Source organism: Micromonospora sp. NPDC000663 (genome assembly GCF_042898105.1).
Classification (GTDB): Bacteria; Actinomycetota; Actinomycetes; order Mycobacteriales; family Micromonosporaceae; genus Micromonospora.
In genome coordinates this window covers 196,778-214,152 of the sequence record NZ_JBIAYR010000006.1, presented here as the reverse complement: position 1 = coordinate 214,152, position 17,375 = coordinate 196,778, and the positions used below count along the sequence as shown (strand labels likewise).

Here is a 17,375-nt window from a genome sequence, read left to right as displayed (position 1 = left end):
CGGTGACATCGTCGGGACGAGGGGTGACGGGATGGACGGCGGCGGTCTTCGGCTCAACATGAACGGGTTGGACTACCTGATCCTGGCGCTGTACTTCGTCACCGTCCTCGGAGTGGGCTTCGCGGCGCGCCGGGCGATCCGGACGAGCGTCGACTTCTTCCTCTCCGGCCGGTCCCTGCCGGCCTGGGTGACAGGTCTCGCCTTCGTCTCGGCGAACCTGGGCGCGCTGGAGATCATCGGCATGGCCGCGAACGGCGCCCAGTACGGCGTGATGACCGTCCACTACTACTGGATCGGCGCGGTGCCGGCCATGGTGTTCCTGGGCATCGTGATGATGCCCTTCTACTACGGCTCCAAGGTCCGCAGCGTCCCGGAGTACCTGCGGCTGCGGTTCAACCGCCCCACGCACCTGCTCAACGCGCTCAGCTTCGCCGTCGCCCAGGTGCTGATCGCCGGCGTGAACCTGTACGCGCTGGCGCTGGTGATGCAGGCGCTGCTCGGCTGGCCGCTCTGGACGGCGATCGTGGTCGGCGCGGCGATCGTGCTGGCGTACATCACCATCGGTGGTCTGTCGGGGGCGATCTACAACGAGGTTCTCCAGTTCTTCGTCATCCTGGCCGGTCTCATCCCGGTCACCGTGATCGGCCTGGTCAAGGTCGGCGGGGTGAGCGGGCTCATGGACGCCGTACGCGACTCCAAGCTCGGCGAGGCGGGCCTGCACGCCTGGCAGGACACCGGCAGCACCGCCAACCCGCTTGGCGCGCAGTGGATCGGCATCGTCTTCGGCCTCGGCTTCGTGCTGTCGTTCGGCTACTGGACGACGAACTTCGCCGAGGTGCAGCGGGCGCTGTCGGCGAAGAACATGAGCGCCGCCCGGCGTACGCCGATCATCGCCGCGTACCCGAAGCTGTTCATCCCGCTGGTCACGGTGATCCCCGGCCTGGTGGCCCTGGCGACGGTCAAGGGTCTGGGCGCGGAGAGCGGCGACCTGCAGTACAACAACGCGATCCCGCTGCTGATGCGCGACCTGCTCCCCAACGGTGTGCTCGGGGTGGCGGTCACCGGTCTGCTCGCCTCGTTCATGGCCGGCATGGCCGCCAACGTGAGCGGCTTCAACACGGTCTTCACCTACGACATCTGGCAGGCGTACATCCGTCGTGACCGGTCGGACGAGTACTACCTGCGGATCGGCCGGTGGGCGACGGTCGCGGCCGTGGTGATCGGCATCGGCACCGCGTTCATCGCGGCCGGATTCAGCAACATCATGAACTACATCCAGGCGCTCTTCTCCGTCTTCAACGCGCCGCTGTTCGCCACGTTCATCATCGGCATGTTCTGGAAGCGGATGACCGCCCTGGCCGGCTTCTGGTCGTTGCTGCTGGGCACCCTCGTGTCGCTGAGCCTCTACCTGCTCTACAAGGGCGGCGTCGTCGACTTCAACTCCGACCTGGAGGAGAGCTTCTGGGGCGCCGGTCTCGCGTTCGTCACGGCGGTGGTGGTCGCCGCGATCATCACCCCGCTCACCGCGCCCAAGCGCGACGAGGAGCTGCGCGGGCTGGTGTACGGCATGGGCGGCATCGACCTGAAGGGCGACGTGCTCGCCGGGGACGCCGCCTGGTACCGCTCCCCCGTTCTGCTCGGCCTGGTCGCTGTCGCGCTGGCCGCCCTCTTCTACATCCCGGTCTTCTAGGAAAGGAGTCGGCAGATGAGCAACGACGGCCAGCCGGCGCAGGACCCGCTTATCGACGAGACGCAGGCGGAGCAGCGCCGCTCCGCCGCCGCCCGACTGTTCGACATCCGCCGGGTGATCGGTGGGCTCTTCGTGGCGTACGGGGTCATCGTGACGTTGATCGGCGTCTTCGACAGCCGGGCCGAGATCGACAAGGCCCAGGGGGTACGGATCAACCTGTGGGCGGGGTTGACGATGCTCGCCTTCGGGCTGCTCATGCTGCTCTGGCAGTGGCTGCGCCCGGCGGAGCCGCCGGCCCCCAACGAGCGGGAACCGGGCAGCTGACCGTCTCGCGCGCATGGCCGTGGCCGCACCGGGTAGCCGAGGGGGATAACGCACCGCGCCGGACACAGGAGGCGACACCATGACCGATCGCGACGGCCGACGGCCGCTGGAGGAGAGCCCGGAGATGGCCGCGGCGGTGGACGACGACAGCACCGTCCCGCAGTTGAGCGGTGGCGGCGGGCCGGACCGGGACACCCCGTCCTTCGCCGAGCCCCGCAACCGGCCCGAGGACCTCGCACCGGACACCGACGACCTGATCGGCGACCCGTACGCCGCCGGGACCGGTGCGACCGGGACGGGCACCGGGGCCGGTGGCGACAACATCCGTACCGGCGCCGAGCAGCAGTGGGAGCCGGAGGACCTGGTGATGGCCCGCGGGCAGGACCTCACCCCGGAGAACCTGGACAGGGCCCGCCGCGACCTGGCCGAGCAGGGCCGGGCCGCGATCGAACGCACGGTGCCCTGACCGGGACGTGACAAGGGGGGTCCCCGACCCGACCTGTGACGGTCGGACCGGGGACCCCGGGGAACCTGCCGCCGGCAGTGCCTCACCTACTGCCGGCGGCGGGTTGGTGTGAAGGCGATCCGGTCAGAGGGCCGGGTACGCGTTGCGCATGAGCTCCTGGAACTGGGCTGAGAACCACGCACCGGAGATCGGCGCGTTCGGCAGCGCACCGGTCGGGTTGTTGCCGTTGCGGGCGTTGCCGCCGTACGTCGGGTCGCACATCCGGTCGAAGCCCTTGCCCTCGTTGTTCGGGATCTCCGAGCTGGAGCCGTCCGACTCACCCGGGGGCTTCACCCAGACGTAGGCGTCGATACCCGTCGCCGGGTTGGCCCGGGGCCGCTCACCGAGACCGGCACCAGCCTGGTTGCACCAGTTGCCGGCGTGGGCCCGGCGGTCGATCCGGCCACCGTTGACGTAGGTGTCCACGCTCGTCGTCGCACCCGGGCCGGTGGGCCGGGCGGAGCCGCCCCAGCCGTTGCGGGACGTGTCGATCAGCATGCCGATGTTGGAGTTGAAGCCGACCGAGACCAGCTTGTCGCGGAACGCCTGGGCGAAGGACAGCTCGTCGACGTAGTAGTTCCAGTCGATCCACTTGGACTGCCGCACCGTCTGGCCGTTCACGGTGTCGGTGACCTTGAAGTACGGCTCCGTGAGCGCCGAGTAGTTGGCGGTGTTGGTGATGAAGCCGTGCACGTTGTTGACAGTGCTGCCGGAGGCGACCGCGGCGGTCTTCAGGATGTCGGCGGTCGGGCCGAAGTTGCTGTCCCAACCCAGCCAGCCGTGGTGCCCGGCGTCGATGTAGTTGTAGACGTTGCCGATCGCTCCGAGCTTCGCCAGGGCGTAACCGACACCGTTGACGTACGCGCCGTTGGCCTTGACCGTGTCGCACATGACCGTGCCGCCGGCCTGACCGGAGGTGTTGGTCACCAGGTTCGGCAGCGAGTCGATCTCGATGACGTTGATGATCCGGATGTTCCGGTACTTCGAGTCGCTCTGGATCGCGGCGATCGGGTCGATGTACTCGGCCTTGTAGCGGGGCAGCTCGTCCGGGCCCAGCTCACCGTTGGAGGCGAGCGCCGAGCAGTCCCGGCCGGGCAGGTTGTAGATCACGAACTGGATGTACCCGGCACCCTGGCGCAGCGCCTCGTCCAGGTGGTCCCGCACGCCGAAGGCGCCGTTGGAGCTGCTGTTCGGGGTGCCGTTGATGGCGGCGATCCGGTCCAGCCAGACGGCTGTGGGGTTGTTGGAGACGCGGCTTCCGCCCGGCTCGGCGTCCGCCTTGGCCTTCCACTCCGGGTTCACGTAGCCGGGCACTCCGGCGTACGGGTTGTCCACCTTCGTCCCCGGGGGCGGGGTGGTGGTCGGCGGGGGCGTGGTGGGCGGCGGCGTCGTGGTCGGTGGCGGCGTCGTGGTCGGTGGCGGCGTCGTCGGCGTGGTGCCACCGTTGCAGGCCACGCCGTTCAGAGTGAACGAGGTCGGCTTGGGGTTGCTGCCGCTCCACGCGCCGTTGAAGCCGATGCTCGTCGACGCGCCGGTGGCGAGGCTGCCGTTGTAGGACAGGCTTCGCGCGGTGACCTGGCTGCCGGACTGGGTGAACTCGGCCGACCAGCCCTGCTGCACCCGCTGGCTGGAGTTGGGGAACGTCCAGCCGAGCGTCCAGCCGTTGAGCGGGTCGCCGATGTTCTTGATGGTGATGTTCGCGGTGAAGCCGCCTTGCCAGTCGTTCGAGGTGTAGGCGATGTCGCACTGCGTGGCGGCCTGCGCCGCCGTGACGGGAATCGTCACCAGCCCGCCGGCGACCAGGGCACCCGCGCCGGCGAGCGCGAGGGCCCGGCGTGGGCCGGACAGCCTTCTCCACACATTCATGCCACTGATCTCCTTGGGCGAGACCGGGCCCGCGTACGGCCCGGCGGGACGGCACGGTGGGCGTCCTGCACGGACGGCCGCCGACGCCAACGGGATTTTTGGGGGGTGCCCGACCCGGACGGGCGTTTGGTGGTGGGTGATCGAACGGCACGCGGCCGGACGGTCGGCGGCAGAGCGTCGTCCGGCGGACCGGATGCCCTCGACGGTGACTGCCTGTGCGGTGTGGCTCCCCGAACCGCGTGCGCCGATTCTTGCATGGGAGCGCTTCCATGGCAATGGCTCGATGCGTGGAGGCGGAGGAACTGGACGATACCTCCGAGCGGCCCCGTGTGGCACGAGCAGGCCGGGCCGGCGCTACCGGGCCGCAGCGGTACGGCGAGCCGTGAAAGCCGCGTATCACCCCTTCACCTCTTACCACCAGTAAAGGTCAAAACGCGAATCTTTCCCTTCATAGGTCATGAAACGGTCTAACGTCGGTCTTAGCTCGGTTGTCGCCGGGCTCAGGACAACAGGGATGGAGTGACGCAGGTCATGGCTAAGAAGATGCTCGGGAAGGTCGTTGCGGGCGCCGCGCTCGGCGGCGCCTCGCTCCTGGTGTTCACGCCGGGAATGGCGTTCGCGGACGGGCACCACGACGGCGGCAAGGACCGTGACGGCAAGGTCTACGCCAAGCCGCACGTCGTCAAGGCTGGCGAAGAGGTCAAGCTCCTCGAGATCTGCCCGGATCGGCAGGAGCACGCGTACGTCTGGTCCAAGGTCACCGGCAAGGTCAAGCTCAAGCCGGCACGCGACGACCGGGGTGAGGACCGCGGCGAGTGGCGCGAGGAGGAGAACTCCTCGGGCCACGACGACAAGGGCAAGGACGAACACGGCAAGGACGAGCACGGCAAGGACGACAAGGGCAAGGACGAGCACGGCAAGGACGACAAGGGCAAGGACCACGAGGGCAAGGACGACAAGGGCAAGGACGAGAACGGCAAGGGCGAGAACGGCGAGGACAAGCCGCAGCCGCCCGCCGACGGCGCCCAGCCCGGTGGTCAGGGCGGCGGCGCTGCCGCCGACGCCTACGGCGACGAGGACAGCAAGGACTGGAAGGGCGAGGAGCACGGCCAGGACGCCGAGGACAGCCGCGGCGACAAGGGCCACGAGGACAAGAAGGACTGGGACTCGAAGGGCTCCGACAAGTACGGCTCGGACGAGCGCGGCTCCGACGAGTACGGCTCGGACAAGGGCTGGGAGAACAAGGGCCACGACGAGTACGGCTCGGACGAGCGCGGCTCCGACGAGTACGGCTCCGACAAGGGCTGGGAGAACAAGGGCCACGACGAGTACGGCTCGGACGAGCGCGACTCCGACAAGGGCTGGGAGCGCGAGCGGGAGTTCGTCTACTACGGCGAGGCCAAGGTCGACCGTGACGCGAAGCCGGGTCGCTACGAGCTCAAGGGCTCGTGCGGCGAGGGCGAGCTGGTCGTGCTGCCGCACGGTGGCGTCGACGGCGGTGACGGCGGCGTCAGCACCGGCACCGACCGTGGCCTGGCCACCGGTGGGGCGAGCCTGCTCGGCGCTGCCGCGCTGGGCGGGATCGTGCTGATGCGTCGTCGGCGGACCGATGGTTCGCTCGTCTGACGTGACGACGACACGGGCCGGCGGCCGTCACGGGAGACCGTGGCGTGCCGCCGGCGCGGCCGTCGTCGTCACCGCCGCCATGATCGGGGCCGGCATGATCGGCGCGGCCCTGAAGACCACTCCCGCTCCCCGCCCACCACAGCCGCAGTCCCAGGTCGGCCCCGAGGTCACCGGACCGACGGCCACCGACACCGACGTACCGCCGCTCGACGATGCGCCCGCCGGCCAGGGGGACGCCATCCCCGCACTGGCGCGTTCCGCCCCGACGAGCATCGAGATCCCCCGGATCGGCGTCAACGCGACGATCATGTCGCTGGGCACCAACCCGGACGGCACCGTCCAGGTCCCCCCGTTGGAGCAGGCCGACCAGGCCGGCTGGTACGAGCCGGGGGCGAGCCCCGGCGAGACAGGCAACGCGGTGATCGTCGGGCACGTGGACTCGGCGAAGCTCGGCCCGGCCGTCTTCTTCGACCTGGGCGCCCTCACCCCCAGCGACACGATCACCGTACGGCGGGCCGACGGCCAGCCGGCCACCTTCCAGGTCGACTCGGTGAAGTCGTACCCGAAGACGGCCTTCCCCACCGAGCTGGTGTACGGGCCGAACGACAGGCCCGGCCTGCGGGTCGTCACCTGCGGCGGCCAGTTCGACGAGGCCGTCCGGAGCTACCCGGACAACGTGGTCGTCTTCGCCACCCTGGTGGCGTGAGCCGCCGACACGAACGCGGTCCGGCCGGTCGGGGTGACCCGACCGGCCGGACCGTGTGCGGCGTACCGGATCAGGCCGCGGCGGAGGTCCGCACCAGGGTGCGGATCTGGCGCAGCAGCACGGACAGTGCGGCGAGGTCGGCCCGCGACTCGTCGAACTCCCCCATCGCCCGTTGGGCGCGGTGGATCGACGTGGCGTTCGACTGCTCCCACTGCTGCACCCGTTCGTGCGGTGGCAGGTTCTCCGGCGTGGAGTCGAGCACCTCGGCGGTGAGCGCGGCAAGCGCGGCGTACAGGTCGTAGCGCAGCGCCATCCGGGCCAGGGTCTGCCAGCGGTCCTCCCTCGGCAGCAGGGAGATCTTGGACAGCAGCGAGTCCACCCGGAACAGGTCGGACAGCACGAAGTAGACCGGGGCCACCTCGCCGACGTCCCGGCCGCTGCGGGTCGCGGTCTCCACCACGTCGAGCAGGCCGAAGCTGTACATCAGCCGCGTCGCCCGCTCCGCCAGCTCGCGGGGCAGCCCACGTTCGGTCATCGAGTCGATGTGCGCCGCGATGCCCTGCCGTTCGCTGCCGTAGAACAGTTCCTCCAGCCCCGGCAGCAGCCGGGCCACGCCGTCCCGCAGGCGGGCGATCTCCGCCGGCACGTCGATGGGCGAACGCCTGTTGGTGACCAGCCAGCGCACCGCGCGGTCCAGCAGTCGACGGGTGTCCAGGTAGACGCTTGTCTGCAGCTCCGGCGAGACCTTGTTGTCCAGGGCTTCGACGGCGTCCCAGACGTCCCGCAGCCCGAACACCTCGCGGACCACCACGTACGCCCGGATCACGTCTGCCGCGCTGGCCGCGGTCTCCTCGACGACCCGGAACACGAACGAGATGCCGCCCCTGTTGATCGCCTCGTTGACCAGCACCGTGGTGACGATGTCCCGGCGCAGCCGGTGCCGGCCCATCCGGTCGGCGAACCGTTCGCGCATCGGCGTCGGGAAGTAGTTGACCAGCACCTCGGTCGTCCACTCCTCGTCGGCCAACCCGTCGGTGAGGATCTCCCGTTCCAGGACGATCTTCACGTACGCGAGCAGCACCGCGAACTCCGGCGCGGTCAGGCCGGACTCACTACGGACCGCCAGTTCCTCGTCCGGCGGCAGCGCCTCCAGCGAGCGGTCCAACGCGCCGGAACGTTCCAGCTCGTTGATCATGCGGCGGTGCACCGGCAGCAGCGAGGCGGCCTGGGCCTGAGCGTTGTTGATCGCCCGCGCCTGGTCGTAGTTGTCCCTCAGCACCAGCTCGGCGACCTCGTCGGTCATCTGCGCGAGCAGCTCGTCCCGCTCGGCAGTGGTCAGCTCACCGTCGGCCACCGCGGTGTTCAGCAGGATCTTGATGTTGACCTCGTGGTCGGAGGTGTCCACACCTGCCGCGTTGTCGATGAAGTCGGTGTAGATCCGGCCACCGGTCAACGCGTACTCGATCCGGCCGAGCTGGGTCCAGCCCAGGTTGCCGCCCTCGCCCGCCACCCGGCAGCGCAGGCTGCGCCCGTCCACCCGGATCGCGTCGTTGGACTTGTCGCCCACCTCGGCGTTGGTCTGGCTGGACGCCTTGACGTAGGTGCCGATGCCGCCGTTCCAGAACAGGTCGACAGGAGCGGTGACGATCGCCTTCATCAGCTCCTGCGGCGAGAGCTGCGTGACGTCGTCGTCCAGGCCGATCGCCGCCCGGACCTGCGGCGTGATCGGGATGGACTTGGCGGTACGCGGGAAGATGCCACCCCCGGCCGAGATCAGCTCAGGGTTGTAGTCCTCCCAGGAGGAACGGGGCATGTCGAACAGCCGCCGCCGCTCCGCGTACGAGGTGGCCGCGTCCGGTTCCGGGTCGAGGAAGATGTGCCGGTGGTCGAACGCGGCCACCAGGCGGATGTGCTCGGACAGCAGCATCCCGTTACCGAACACGTCACCCGACATGTCACCGACGCCGACCACTGTGAAGTCCTCGGTCTGGGTGTCCACGCCCAGCTCCCGGAAGTGCCGCTTCACCGACTCCCAGGCGCCCCGGGCGGTGATGCCCATCTTCTTGTGGTCGTACCCGGCCGAACCACCGGAGGCGAACGCGTCGCCCATCCAGAAGTGGTGGTTCTTGGAGATCTCGTTGGCGATGTCGGAGAACGTCGCCGTGCCCTTGTCCGCCGCCACCACCAGGTACGGGTCGTCGCCGTCGTGCCGCACCACGTCCTCGGGCGGCACGATCTGCCCGCTGACGATGTTGTCGGTAACGTCCAGCATCGCGCCGACGAACTCCTGGTAGCAGGCGACCGCCTCGTCCCGGTCGCCCGGCTTCTGCTTCAACACGAAGCCGCCCTTGGCGCCGACCGGCACGATCACCGTGTTCTTGACCATCTGCGCCTTGACCAGGCCCAGCACCTCGGTACGGAAGTCCTCCCGGCGGTCGGACCAGCGCAACCCGCCCCGGGCCACCGGCCCGAACCGCAGGTGCACACCCTCGAACCGGGGCGAGTACACGAAGATCTCGAACTTCGGCCGGGGCGCCGGCAGGTCCGGAATGGCCTGCGGGTCGAGCTTGAACGCCACGTACGCCTTCGGCCGCCCGTCGGCGCGCTTCTGGTAGAAGCTGGTCCGCAGGGTCGCCTCGATCAACGTCAGGTACGAGCGCAGGATCCGGTCCTGGTCGAGGCTGGCCACGTCGTCCAGCGCCTCCCGGATCGTCTCCACCAGCTCGCCGCTGCGCTGCTGACGCTGCTCGGCGCTCATCTCGCCCGGCGCGAACCGGGTCTCGAACAGCTCCACCAGCAGACCGGCGACCTTCGGGTACGCGATGAAGGTCTGCTCCATGTAGTCCTGCGAGAAGACGGTGCCGGCCTGCCGCAGGTACTTCGCGTACGCCCGCAGCACCACCACCTGCCGCCAGGTCAGGCCGCCGCGCAGCACCAGCTCGTTGAACCGGTCCACCTCGGCCTCGCCACGCCACGCCGCCGCGAACGCGTTCTCCACGTGCGGGCGCACCTCGGACAGCTCCTGGTGACCCTCGGGCAGCATCAGGCCGAAGTCGTACAGGTAGACCCGGCCGTCGATGCGGTCGACCTCGTACGGGTGCTCGTCGACCACCCGGACACCGAGCGAGTGCAGCACCGGCAGCACGGCGGACAGCATCATCGGCTCGCCGTACCGGTAGACCTTGAACCGGACGTTCATCGTCTCGGCCAGGTCGGTGCCGGGCGTCCGCGTGCCCGGCCGGGGCGCGAGCTGCTTGCGGAACAGGTGCATCTCCAGCTGGCCGGGCTCCTCCAGCAGCTCCAGCTTCGCCAGGTCCTTCATCGCCTCGTACGGCGTGTGCCCGTCCTTGTAGCCCTCCGGGAACGCGTCGGCGTACCTGGCGAACAGGTGCTTTGCCTGCTCGTCGCCGAGCTTGCGCTCCAACACCAGCCGGTAGTCGTCGTCCCAGAGCCGGGTGGCGTCGGCCAACTCCTCGGCCAGCAGGTCGGCGTCGATGTCGCCGGGCGGCCGGGTGGGGTCGGTACGGACGATGAAGTGGATCCGGGCGAGCATCGACTCGGTGACCCGGGTCGTGTAGTCCACCCCGACGCCGTTCAGCTCGCGCAGCAGGATGTCCTGCATGCGCAGCCGGTTCTGCGTGGTGAACCGGTCCCGGGGCAGGTAGATGAGACAGGAGATGAACCGCCCGTACGCGTCGCGGCGCAGGAACACCCGCAGCTGCCGGCGGCCCGCCATGCGCAGCACGCCGATCACCGCGTGGTACAGGTCGTCGGTCTTGATCTGGAACAGCTCGTCGCGCGGGTACGTCTCCAGGATCTGGATCAGGTCCTTGCCGGAGTGGCTGCGCTGGCTGAGGCCGGAGCGGTCCAGCACCTCGGCCACCTTGCGGCGCACCACCGGAAGCTCGCGGACGCTGGTGCGGTACGCGGCGGTGGAGAACAGGCCCAGGAAGCGCCGTTCGCCGATCACCTCGCCGACCTCGTTGAAGATCTTGAAGCCAATGTAGTCCAGGTACGCGGAGCGGTGCACGGTGGCCCGCGAGTTGGCCTTGGTGATGATGAGCAGGCGCTTCTCCAGCACCTTCTCGTGCGCCTCGGGAGTCATCGAGGACAGCGACCGGGCCTCCGGCGAGTCGGAGCGCAGGACGCCCAGGCCGGTGCCGAGCACCGCCTCCAGCGCCTTGCCGTCGACCGGGTCCGCGGCGTTCCCGCCCGGAGCGTCCACCAGCCGGTACTCGCGGTAGCCGAGGAAGGTGAAGTGGTCGTGGGCGAGCCACCGCAGCAGCTCCACCGAGTCCGTGATGTCCTTCTCCGGCACCGGTGGGCGATTCTCCGAGGTGCGGGCCGAGGCCAGCTCGTCGGCGAGGGCGAGGGCGCGCTGGCGCATCTTCGGCCAGTCCTCCACCGCCTCGCGCACGTCGGTGAGCACCCGTTGCAGCTCACGGCGCAGCCGGTCCCGCTCGGCCGCGTCGCGGACCGGGTCGATCTCGATCCGCATCCAGCTCTCGATGATGTCGCCGGCGATCGCGTCGTCCGGCTCCACGTCGGCGGAGACCTCGGTGAGCCGGCCCAGCGGCTCGCGGCGGACCACCACCAGCGGGTGCACCAGCAGGTGCACGTCCAGGTGGTACGAGTTGAGCAGCGCGGTCACGGAGTCGACCAGGAACGGCATGTCATCAGTGACGATCTCGACGACCGTGTGGTGCTGGTCCGCGTGCGGCTCGTGGATCCGCAGCTTCAGCTCGCCGGGCACCCGCTGCTGGGCGAGGTCCCGGTGCGCCCGGGCCGCGTCGAGCATCTCCTCCGCCGTGAAGCCGACCAGCTCCTCGTCCGGGGCGAACCGCCAGAAACGACCCACCAGGGTCGCCGCGTCGTGGTCGTCCCCGGCGAGCGCGACAGCCTGGGCCACCAGGCGCTCCGCGTTCGGTACCGGCTCGTCGAGCTCGGCGTCCTCCACGTCGTCGGCCAACGCCTCGGTCGGCAGGCCCAGATCGTAGATGGTGTCGATGCTCGATCCGGTGAGGCCTGTGACGCCTGTGTCGAGTCGGCCGTAGCCGTCCCCGTCGGTCGCGGAATCGAAGCTGTCGTCGTCCCGGCCGGAGTCATCCTGCCGGAGGTCGGGTTCCGGTTTGATCGCCGGACGCCGGTCCATCGGTGCCACTCCCCTCGACCCACCGCGTTGTGGGTCACTCTGCCGCCCAGCCTAGGCCTGCCGGATTGCGCGTTCGTCGGCGGACCACTGGCCGGACGTCCGGATCGGGACTCTGTCCTTTCACCCGTTGCGGGTCCGAGGTTGGCCGGTTGCCGGATACCCCGCCACGCGATGTTCATCACAGCGGCGTGGTCCGTCTTTCCGCACGTAGGCCCACTTCACGGGACGTTGGGAACAGCGTTCTCGTACTACCGTGCAGGGCAGCCCGAGATCGGAAGGACCTCGCGTCATGCTCCTGTCGTACCCCCGAGCCCACCCACCGAACCCCGCCCGCAGGCGGGTGGCCGCCGCCACGGCGGCGCTGCTCACCGCTGGCGTCCTGGTCGCCTGCTCCGGCGACGACGGGCCGCAGCGCACCGTCGACGCCTTCCTCGCCGGCTGGCGCAGCGGCGACCTCCAGGCGGTCGGACTGGTCGACCCCACCGGCAACAAGGTTCCGGCCGGCGACGTGAGCCGCGAGATCAAGGAACTCTCCGGTGAACTGGCGGGCACCCCTCCAAAACTGACCCGCCGCGGCGACCCGAAGATCACCAAGGACATCGCGACCGCGACGGTGCAGGTGGAGTGGACCCTGCCCGGTCAGACCCGCTGGGCGTACGACCGGGAGGTGCGGCTCGCCCAGGGCGACGACGACCAGTGGCAGGTGATCTGGGAGCCCCGTGTCGTCCACGAGCGGCTCACCACAGGTGACCGGCTGGGGTTGCGCCGGGAGGCCAGCCCTCGGGCCGGCGTGCTGGACGCCGCCGGGCAGCCGATCGTCGCCCCCCGCCCGGTGGTCCGGGTGGGTGTGCAGCCCGACGGGGTCGCCGACATCAAGAAACTGGTCAAGGACCTCGACGGGGCCTTCAAGGCGATCCGTCCGGCGCTGGTCCCGGCTGTCGACCTGGCCGACCTGCCCGAGCGGGTGGCCAAGGCCGAGCCGGGCGACCTCGTCGAGGTGGTGACCCTCCGCGAGGAGGCGTACCGCCAGATCAAGCCCCGGATCTACGACCTGCCCGGCACCAAGTTCGTCTCCGACAAGCTCGACCTGGCGCCCACCCGGGAGTTCGCCCGCGCGCTGCTCGGCTCGGTCGACCCGGCGCAGGCCGACGACCTGGCCGCGCACCCCGACCGGTACGTGGTGGGTGACCTGGTCGGGCATGGCGGGTTGCAGGGCCGGTACGACGAGCGGCTGCGCGGCAACCCCGGGCTGACGGTGGTGGTCGAACGCCCCGCCGAGGGCGGCAAGCTGGAGCCCACCGGCACCGAGTTGTTCCGCCGCGAGCCCCAGGCCGGGCAGGCGCTCAAGACGACACTGGACGTGGCCGCCCAGAACGCCGCCGACGCCGCGCTGCGTCCCGAGGCGCGCCGGGCCTCGCTGGTGGCGGTACGGATCAGCGACGGCTCCGTGCTCGCCGTGGCGAACGGACCCGGGCCAGCCGGCGAGAACCTGGCCTTCAACGCCCAGGTGCCGCCCGGTTCCACATTCAAGATGGTCAGCGCGCTCGGCCTGCTGGACCGGGGCGCGGTCACCCTCGACGGGCCGGTGGACTGCAAGAAGACAGTCACCGTCGACGGCCGGTCCTTCAAGAACTCGGACAACTTCGAGTTGGGCTCGGTGCCGTTCCGCACCGATTTCGCCAAGTCCTGCAACACCGCGTTCGCCACGCTGGCCCCGAAGTTGGGCGGCGACGGGCTGGCCGCCGCCGGTCGTACGCTGGGCCTGGAGGGTCAGTGGGACCTCGGCGTCGACGCTTTCACCGGCAAGGTGTCGACCGGCGGGAGCCCCGCCGAGCAGGCCGCCGCCTCGTTCGGGCAGGGCACCACACTTGTCAGTCCGCTGGCCATGGCCGGTGCCACCGCGGCAGTCGCGCGCGGCCGGTTCGAGCAGCCGCAACTTCTTGTGGACCCCGCGCCGGCCAAGCCGGCCCCGGCCGGCGAACAGCTCAAGCCGGAGTCCGTCTCGGCGCTGCGCACCATGATGCGCGAGGTGGTGACCACCGGCACCGGCACCGCGCTCAGGGACGTGCCGGGCGGCGAGGTGTACGGCAAGACCGGCACCGCCGAGTACGACAACAACCCGGCCCACACGCACGCCTGGTTCGTGGGCTGGCGGGGCGATGTCGCGTTCGCCGTGTTCGTCGAGAAGGGCGGCGCCAGCACCGCCTCAGCCATCCCGATCGCCGAACGCTTCCTGCGCGCCCTCCCGACCCCCTGAGGCTCGCCGCCATGAGGGAGTTGATCAATCTGGGGGACGGGTGCGTCTGGGCCGAGGACACCGGGGGCGGCCTGCCACCGGTCGTGCTACTGCATCCGGGCGTCGGCGATTCCCGCATCTGGAACCCCGTCTGGGAGCGACTCGCCGGGCAGCACCGGCTGATCCGGTACGACGCGCGGGGCTTCGGCCGCTCCGCGCCGGCCGGGCGATTCTCCCGGTTGGACGACCTGCGTCGGGTGCTTGACCGGCTCGGCGTCGGGCCGGCGTTGTTCGTCGGTTGCAGCATGGGTGGCGGAACAGCGCTCGACCTCGCCCTCGCCGAGCCGGATCGGGTTCGCGGGATGGTGCTGGCATGTCCCGGCATTTCCGGCGCCCCGCCCTCCCACGATCCCGATGACGAGCCGGACAGCGCCGACCCGGAGACCTTCGTCGAGCAGGGTGTCGCCCGCTGGGCCCGGGCCGGCCGCGACCCGCTCGTCGTCGATCTGCTGCGTTCGGCGGTCCGGTTCTGGCTCAACTGGGGCGATACCTTCGTCGACGACGGCGACGCGTGGTCCCGGCTGGAGGACGTTGCTACTCCCTGCGTGCTGCTGCTCGGCGATCTCGAACGGCGGTCGTTCGTCCCGTCCTGCGTCGAGGCCGCGCGGCGCATTCCCGGCTGCCGCCTTGTGCGAATACCCGGCGCCGACCACTTCGTGCCGCTGCGGACGCCCGATGCCGTGGTGGAGGCGCTGCGCTCGCTGCCGCGCTGACCGGACCGGCTACCAGTTGCTCAGATCGCCGACAGGGCTGCGGGAAACCTGGCCGCGACCAACATCCGAGCGGCGCTACCGCGGTGGGATGGTTGACGTCCAGTGGGGTGCCGCCTCGGCGACGGCGACGCTGGACCCGTCGGTCTAGGCGGGTGTGGGGTGCTCGGGGGTGGAGGGCGAACTGCGGCGTAGCAGGCCGGGGCCGGCCGACGCCGGTGGGCCCACCGGCTCCGGTTCGACCGGGGTGCCGGCCGGCCCGGAGTGGACCGGCGCGAGGACATCGGCCGGCCCGAGGTCAGCTGGCGACTCGCTGTCCGTTGGCGTACCGGCGCCGGGCTGCTCGGCCGGCGCGGGCACTCCGGCCAGCGACCGGACGGCGGTGTCGGTACCGTTCCGCGCACCCGCCAGGTCGCCCAGGTCGTGCTGCCCGTCCCCGGCTGCGGGTCGCGGCGTCCCGGACCGCTCGGCGGCGAACGTGGTGCGGCCGGTGTCGCGTCGGGAGGCGGGGGTGGGCCGGGCCGGGAGCAGGCGCGGCGGCACCGCCTCCGGGGCGGTGACCGGTGCCAGACCCGCGACCACGGTGTTGACGATCTCGGCGGCGTACGAGCCGTCCGGGTCGTAGTCGGGGTCGAAGACGGTCAGCTCGACGCCGAGGCAGTGCGGGGTGTCGACCAGGCCGGCGAGCAGGATCTCCAGCTCGGCGAAGGCGATGCCGCCCGGGTCGGGGGCGTCCACGGCGGGCATCACCGCCGGGTCGAGCACGTCCACGTCGATGTGCACCCAGTAGCCCGCGCAGTCGGCGAGCTGCTCGTGTGCCCACTGCGCCGTGCGGGCTGCGCCCTCGGCGCGCAGCGCCGGCACCGGCCGGGTGGTGATCCCGGCCGCCTGGAGGTCGAGTCGGTACTCGTCCTGCGCCCGGATGCCGAGCACCACCACGTCGATGTCGCGGAAGTAGGGTCGGCGTCCCTCCAGGGCGGCCAGGTCGGCCTGGCCGCGCCCGGTGACCAGGGCCAGGTCCTCCCCCGCGGCGGCACCAACGTAGGAGGCGTTGCCGGGGTGCCGGAAGTCGGAGTGCCCGTCCACGAAGACCAGGCCGATCCGCCCGCCGACCGCCTCACCGAGGCGGTGCATGGCCAGCGCCGAGCCGAGCAGCACCGAGCAGTCGCCGCCCAGCACCACCGGGAACTCGCCCCGGTCGATGATCGAGCCGATCCGCTCGGCGAGGGCGAGGGAGTAGTCGGCGATCTCCCGCGCGTGGCACACCCCGTCGCCGGGCCGCCAGTCACCCGGGTCGTAGCGGGGTGGGGTGATGCATCCGGCGTCGCGGGCGCGCAGCCGGGGCAGCAGGTCGTGGTCGCGCAGCGCTCCGGGCGCCTTGGCGCAGCCCGGGACCGACGTGGGCGTGGGCGGCCGTAGACCGAGATTTGTCGGCGCGTCGAGGACGGCGATCCGGCGCATCATGAGCTCCCGTCCTCGGTGGTCGGGCGGGCCGGCCGGAACGCCGGCCCGCGCTGGCGTGCTAGGAACTCAGAACAGGGCGCTGGCCAGGGCACGACGTGCCGAGGCGACCGCCGGGTCGTCCGGCCCGGCGATGGTGAACAGCGACACCAGGTGCTGGCGGACCGTCTCCCGGTCCTCGCCGGCGGTCCGCCGGACCAGGCCGACGAGCCGGGCGTACGCCTGCTCGGCCAGGCCGCTGAGCACCTCGATGTCGGCGGCCAGCAGCTGGGCGGCCACGTCGTCGGGGGCACTCTCGGCGGCGGCCAGCGCGGTGGCCGGGTCGGCGCCGGCCACCCGGCGGGCCACCCCGACCTGGGCGAGGCCGGCCTCGGCCGCGGCGTCCGCCGGGGAGTCGGCGAGGATCTTGCGGTACGCCCGCTCGGCGGCGTCCAGGTCACCGCTCATCAGGGCGTCGTCCGCCTCGTCGAGGCGCGGGTCCTCCGGTTCGGCGACGGTCACGCCGCCGGCCTTGAGCACGGCCTGGAGCCATTGGCGCAGCTGCGCCTCGGGGACCACGCCGGAGAAGGCGTCGATGGGCTGGCCGCCGACCACCGCGTACACCATGGGGATGCCCTGGACCCGGAACATCTGGGCGATCCGCGGGCTCTGCTGCACGTCGACCCGGGCGAGCACCCAGGCGCCGCCACTCTCGGCGGCCAGCCGCTCCAGCACCGGGGCGAACTCGTCACTCTCGGGGAAGCCGGCTGCGCCGAAGAAGACGACGACGGGCATGGCCATCGACCGTTCGAGCACCTCGGACTGGATTGTCGCTTCGGTGACGTCGACGATGGCGCCGTCACCGCCGTCACCGCCGGCGCCGGCGCCTGGCGCGCCGGTGGACGGGCCGCCCTGCGGGGGTGCGCCGGGGCGGGTACTGGCTGGTGCGGGGCCGCGCAGCGTGCTGAGGTCGACCGCGCCGCGGGTGAAGATCGACGAGGTGATCCGTGGGTCGCTCATGGTTACCTAGTCTCGCACGCGAGCCCGGGTTCTCAGCTCA

The 17,375-nt window shown here is 70.9% G+C and carries 11 protein-coding genes; 7 read left to right on the top strand and 4 right to left on the bottom strand.

All coding sequences use genetic code 11. From position 1 onward, the window contains the following. The first annotated feature begins 31 nt into the window (after window positions 1-31). The 3 genes from ACFY1S_RS21520 to ACFY1S_RS21510 all read left to right on the top strand — a co-directional run bounded on the left by ACFY1S_RS21520 (window position 32) and on the right by ACFY1S_RS21510 (window position 2,480). A complete protein-coding gene (locus ACFY1S_RS21520) occupies window positions 32-1,690 on the top strand; it encodes a sodium:solute symporter family protein (RefSeq protein ID WP_387120762.1) in 1,659 nt (552 codons plus the stop codon). Window positions 1,691-1,705: 15 nt separating this feature from the next. Further along, the gene (locus ACFY1S_RS21515; RefSeq protein ID WP_354822689.1) at window positions 1,706-2,014 is read left to right on the top strand and encodes a hypothetical protein; all 309 of its coding nucleotides are present in this window, start codon (window positions 1,706-1,708) and stop codon (window positions 2,012-2,014) included. Window positions 2,015-2,093: 79 nt separating this feature from the next. Further along, window positions 2,094-2,480 (top strand): hypothetical protein, encoded by a 387-nt coding sequence (locus ACFY1S_RS21510; protein WP_387120759.1) that lies wholly within the window; start codon window positions 2,094-2,096, stop codon window positions 2,478-2,480. Between the two features lie 123 nt (window positions 2,481-2,603). Here the strand turns inward: ACFY1S_RS21510 and ACFY1S_RS21505 are convergent, their stop codons facing one another. After that, entirely contained in the window at window positions 2,604-4,385 is a 1,782-nt protein-coding gene (locus ACFY1S_RS21505) for a glycoside hydrolase family 6 protein (protein WP_387120756.1), read from the bottom strand. A 531-nt stretch (window positions 4,386-4,916) separates the two neighbouring features. On the opposite strand from ACFY1S_RS21505, the gene ACFY1S_RS21500 reads away from it, so the two are divergent. Both ACFY1S_RS21500 and ACFY1S_RS21495 read left to right on the top strand, forming a co-directional pair. Further along, window positions 4,917-6,011 (top strand): hypothetical protein, encoded by a 1,095-nt coding sequence (locus ACFY1S_RS21500; protein ID WP_387120753.1) that lies wholly within the window; start codon window positions 4,917-4,919, stop codon window positions 6,009-6,011. 1 nt (window position 6,012) lies between these two features. Continuing rightward, the gene (locus ACFY1S_RS21495) at window positions 6,013-6,717 is read left to right on the top strand and encodes a class F sortase (RefSeq protein ID WP_387120751.1); all 705 of its coding nucleotides are present in this window, start codon (window positions 6,013-6,015) and stop codon (window positions 6,715-6,717) included. A gap of 70 nt (window positions 6,718-6,787) precedes the next feature. Here the strand turns inward: ACFY1S_RS21495 and ACFY1S_RS21490 are convergent, their stop codons facing one another. Continuing rightward, the gene (locus ACFY1S_RS21490; RefSeq protein ID WP_387120748.1) at window positions 6,788-11,869 is read right to left on the bottom strand and encodes an NAD-glutamate dehydrogenase; all 5,082 of its coding nucleotides are present in this window, start codon (window positions 11,867-11,869) and stop codon (window positions 6,788-6,790) included. A 289-nt stretch (window positions 11,870-12,158) separates the two neighbouring features. Between ACFY1S_RS21490 and ACFY1S_RS21485 the strand changes: the two genes are divergently transcribed. Both ACFY1S_RS21485 and ACFY1S_RS21480 read left to right on the top strand, forming a co-directional pair. Next, the gene (locus ACFY1S_RS21485) at window positions 12,159-14,126 is read left to right on the top strand and encodes a penicillin-binding transpeptidase domain-containing protein (RefSeq protein WP_387120745.1); all 1,968 of its coding nucleotides are present in this window, start codon (window positions 12,159-12,161) and stop codon (window positions 14,124-14,126) included. Between the two features lie 11 nt (window positions 14,127-14,137). Next, the gene (locus ACFY1S_RS21480) at window positions 14,138-14,878 is read left to right on the top strand and encodes an alpha/beta fold hydrolase (RefSeq protein ID WP_387120743.1); all 741 of its coding nucleotides are present in this window, start codon (window positions 14,138-14,140) and stop codon (window positions 14,876-14,878) included. A 144-nt stretch (window positions 14,879-15,022) separates the two neighbouring features. Here the strand turns inward: ACFY1S_RS21480 and ACFY1S_RS21475 are convergent, their stop codons facing one another. Both ACFY1S_RS21475 and ACFY1S_RS21470 read right to left on the bottom strand, forming a co-directional pair. Next, on the bottom strand, window positions 15,023-16,339 hold the full coding sequence (locus ACFY1S_RS21475) for an arginase family protein (RefSeq protein ID WP_387120740.1): 1,317 nt from the start codon (window positions 16,337-16,339) through the stop codon (window positions 15,023-15,025). Window positions 16,340-16,405: 66 nt separating this feature from the next. Continuing rightward, entirely contained in the window at window positions 16,406-17,335 is a 930-nt protein-coding gene (locus ACFY1S_RS21470; protein ID WP_387120737.1) for a tetratricopeptide repeat protein, read from the bottom strand. Between the last annotated feature and the right edge of the window lie 40 nt (window positions 17,336-17,375).

Excerpts from the sequence above, each read along its gene's own strand:
- ACFY1S_RS21520 (WP_387120762.1), top strand. The coding sequence starts at position 32 with ATGGACGGCGGCGGTCTTCGGCTCAACATGAACGGGTTGGACTACCTG.
- ACFY1S_RS21515 (WP_354822689.1), top strand. The coding sequence starts at position 1,706 with ATGAGCAACGACGGCCAGCCGGCGCAGGACCCGCTTATCGACGAGACG.
- ACFY1S_RS21510 (WP_387120759.1), top strand. The coding sequence starts at position 2,094 with ATGACCGATCGCGACGGCCGACGGCCGCTGGAGGAGAGCCCGGAGATG.
- ACFY1S_RS21505 (WP_387120756.1), bottom strand. The coding sequence starts at position 4,385 with ATGAATGTGTGGAGAAGGCTGTCCGGCCCACGCCGGGCCCTCGCGCTC.
- ACFY1S_RS21500 (WP_387120753.1), top strand. The coding sequence starts at position 4,917 with ATGGCTAAGAAGATGCTCGGGAAGGTCGTTGCGGGCGCCGCGCTCGGC.
- ACFY1S_RS21490 (WP_387120748.1), bottom strand. The coding sequence starts at position 11,869 with ATGGACCGGCGTCCGGCGATCAAACCGGAACCCGACCTCCGGCAGGAT.
- ACFY1S_RS21485 (WP_387120745.1), top strand. The coding sequence starts at position 12,159 with ATGCTCCTGTCGTACCCCCGAGCCCACCCACCGAACCCCGCCCGCAGG.
- ACFY1S_RS21480 (WP_387120743.1), top strand. The coding sequence starts at position 14,138 with ATGAGGGAGTTGATCAATCTGGGGGACGGGTGCGTCTGGGCCGAGGAC.
- ACFY1S_RS21475 (WP_387120740.1), bottom strand. The coding sequence starts at position 16,339 with ATGATGCGCCGGATCGCCGTCCTCGACGCGCCGACAAATCTCGGTCTA.
- ACFY1S_RS21470 (WP_387120737.1), bottom strand. The coding sequence starts at position 17,335 with ATGAGCGACCCACGGATCACCTCGTCGATCTTCACCCGCGGCGCGGTC.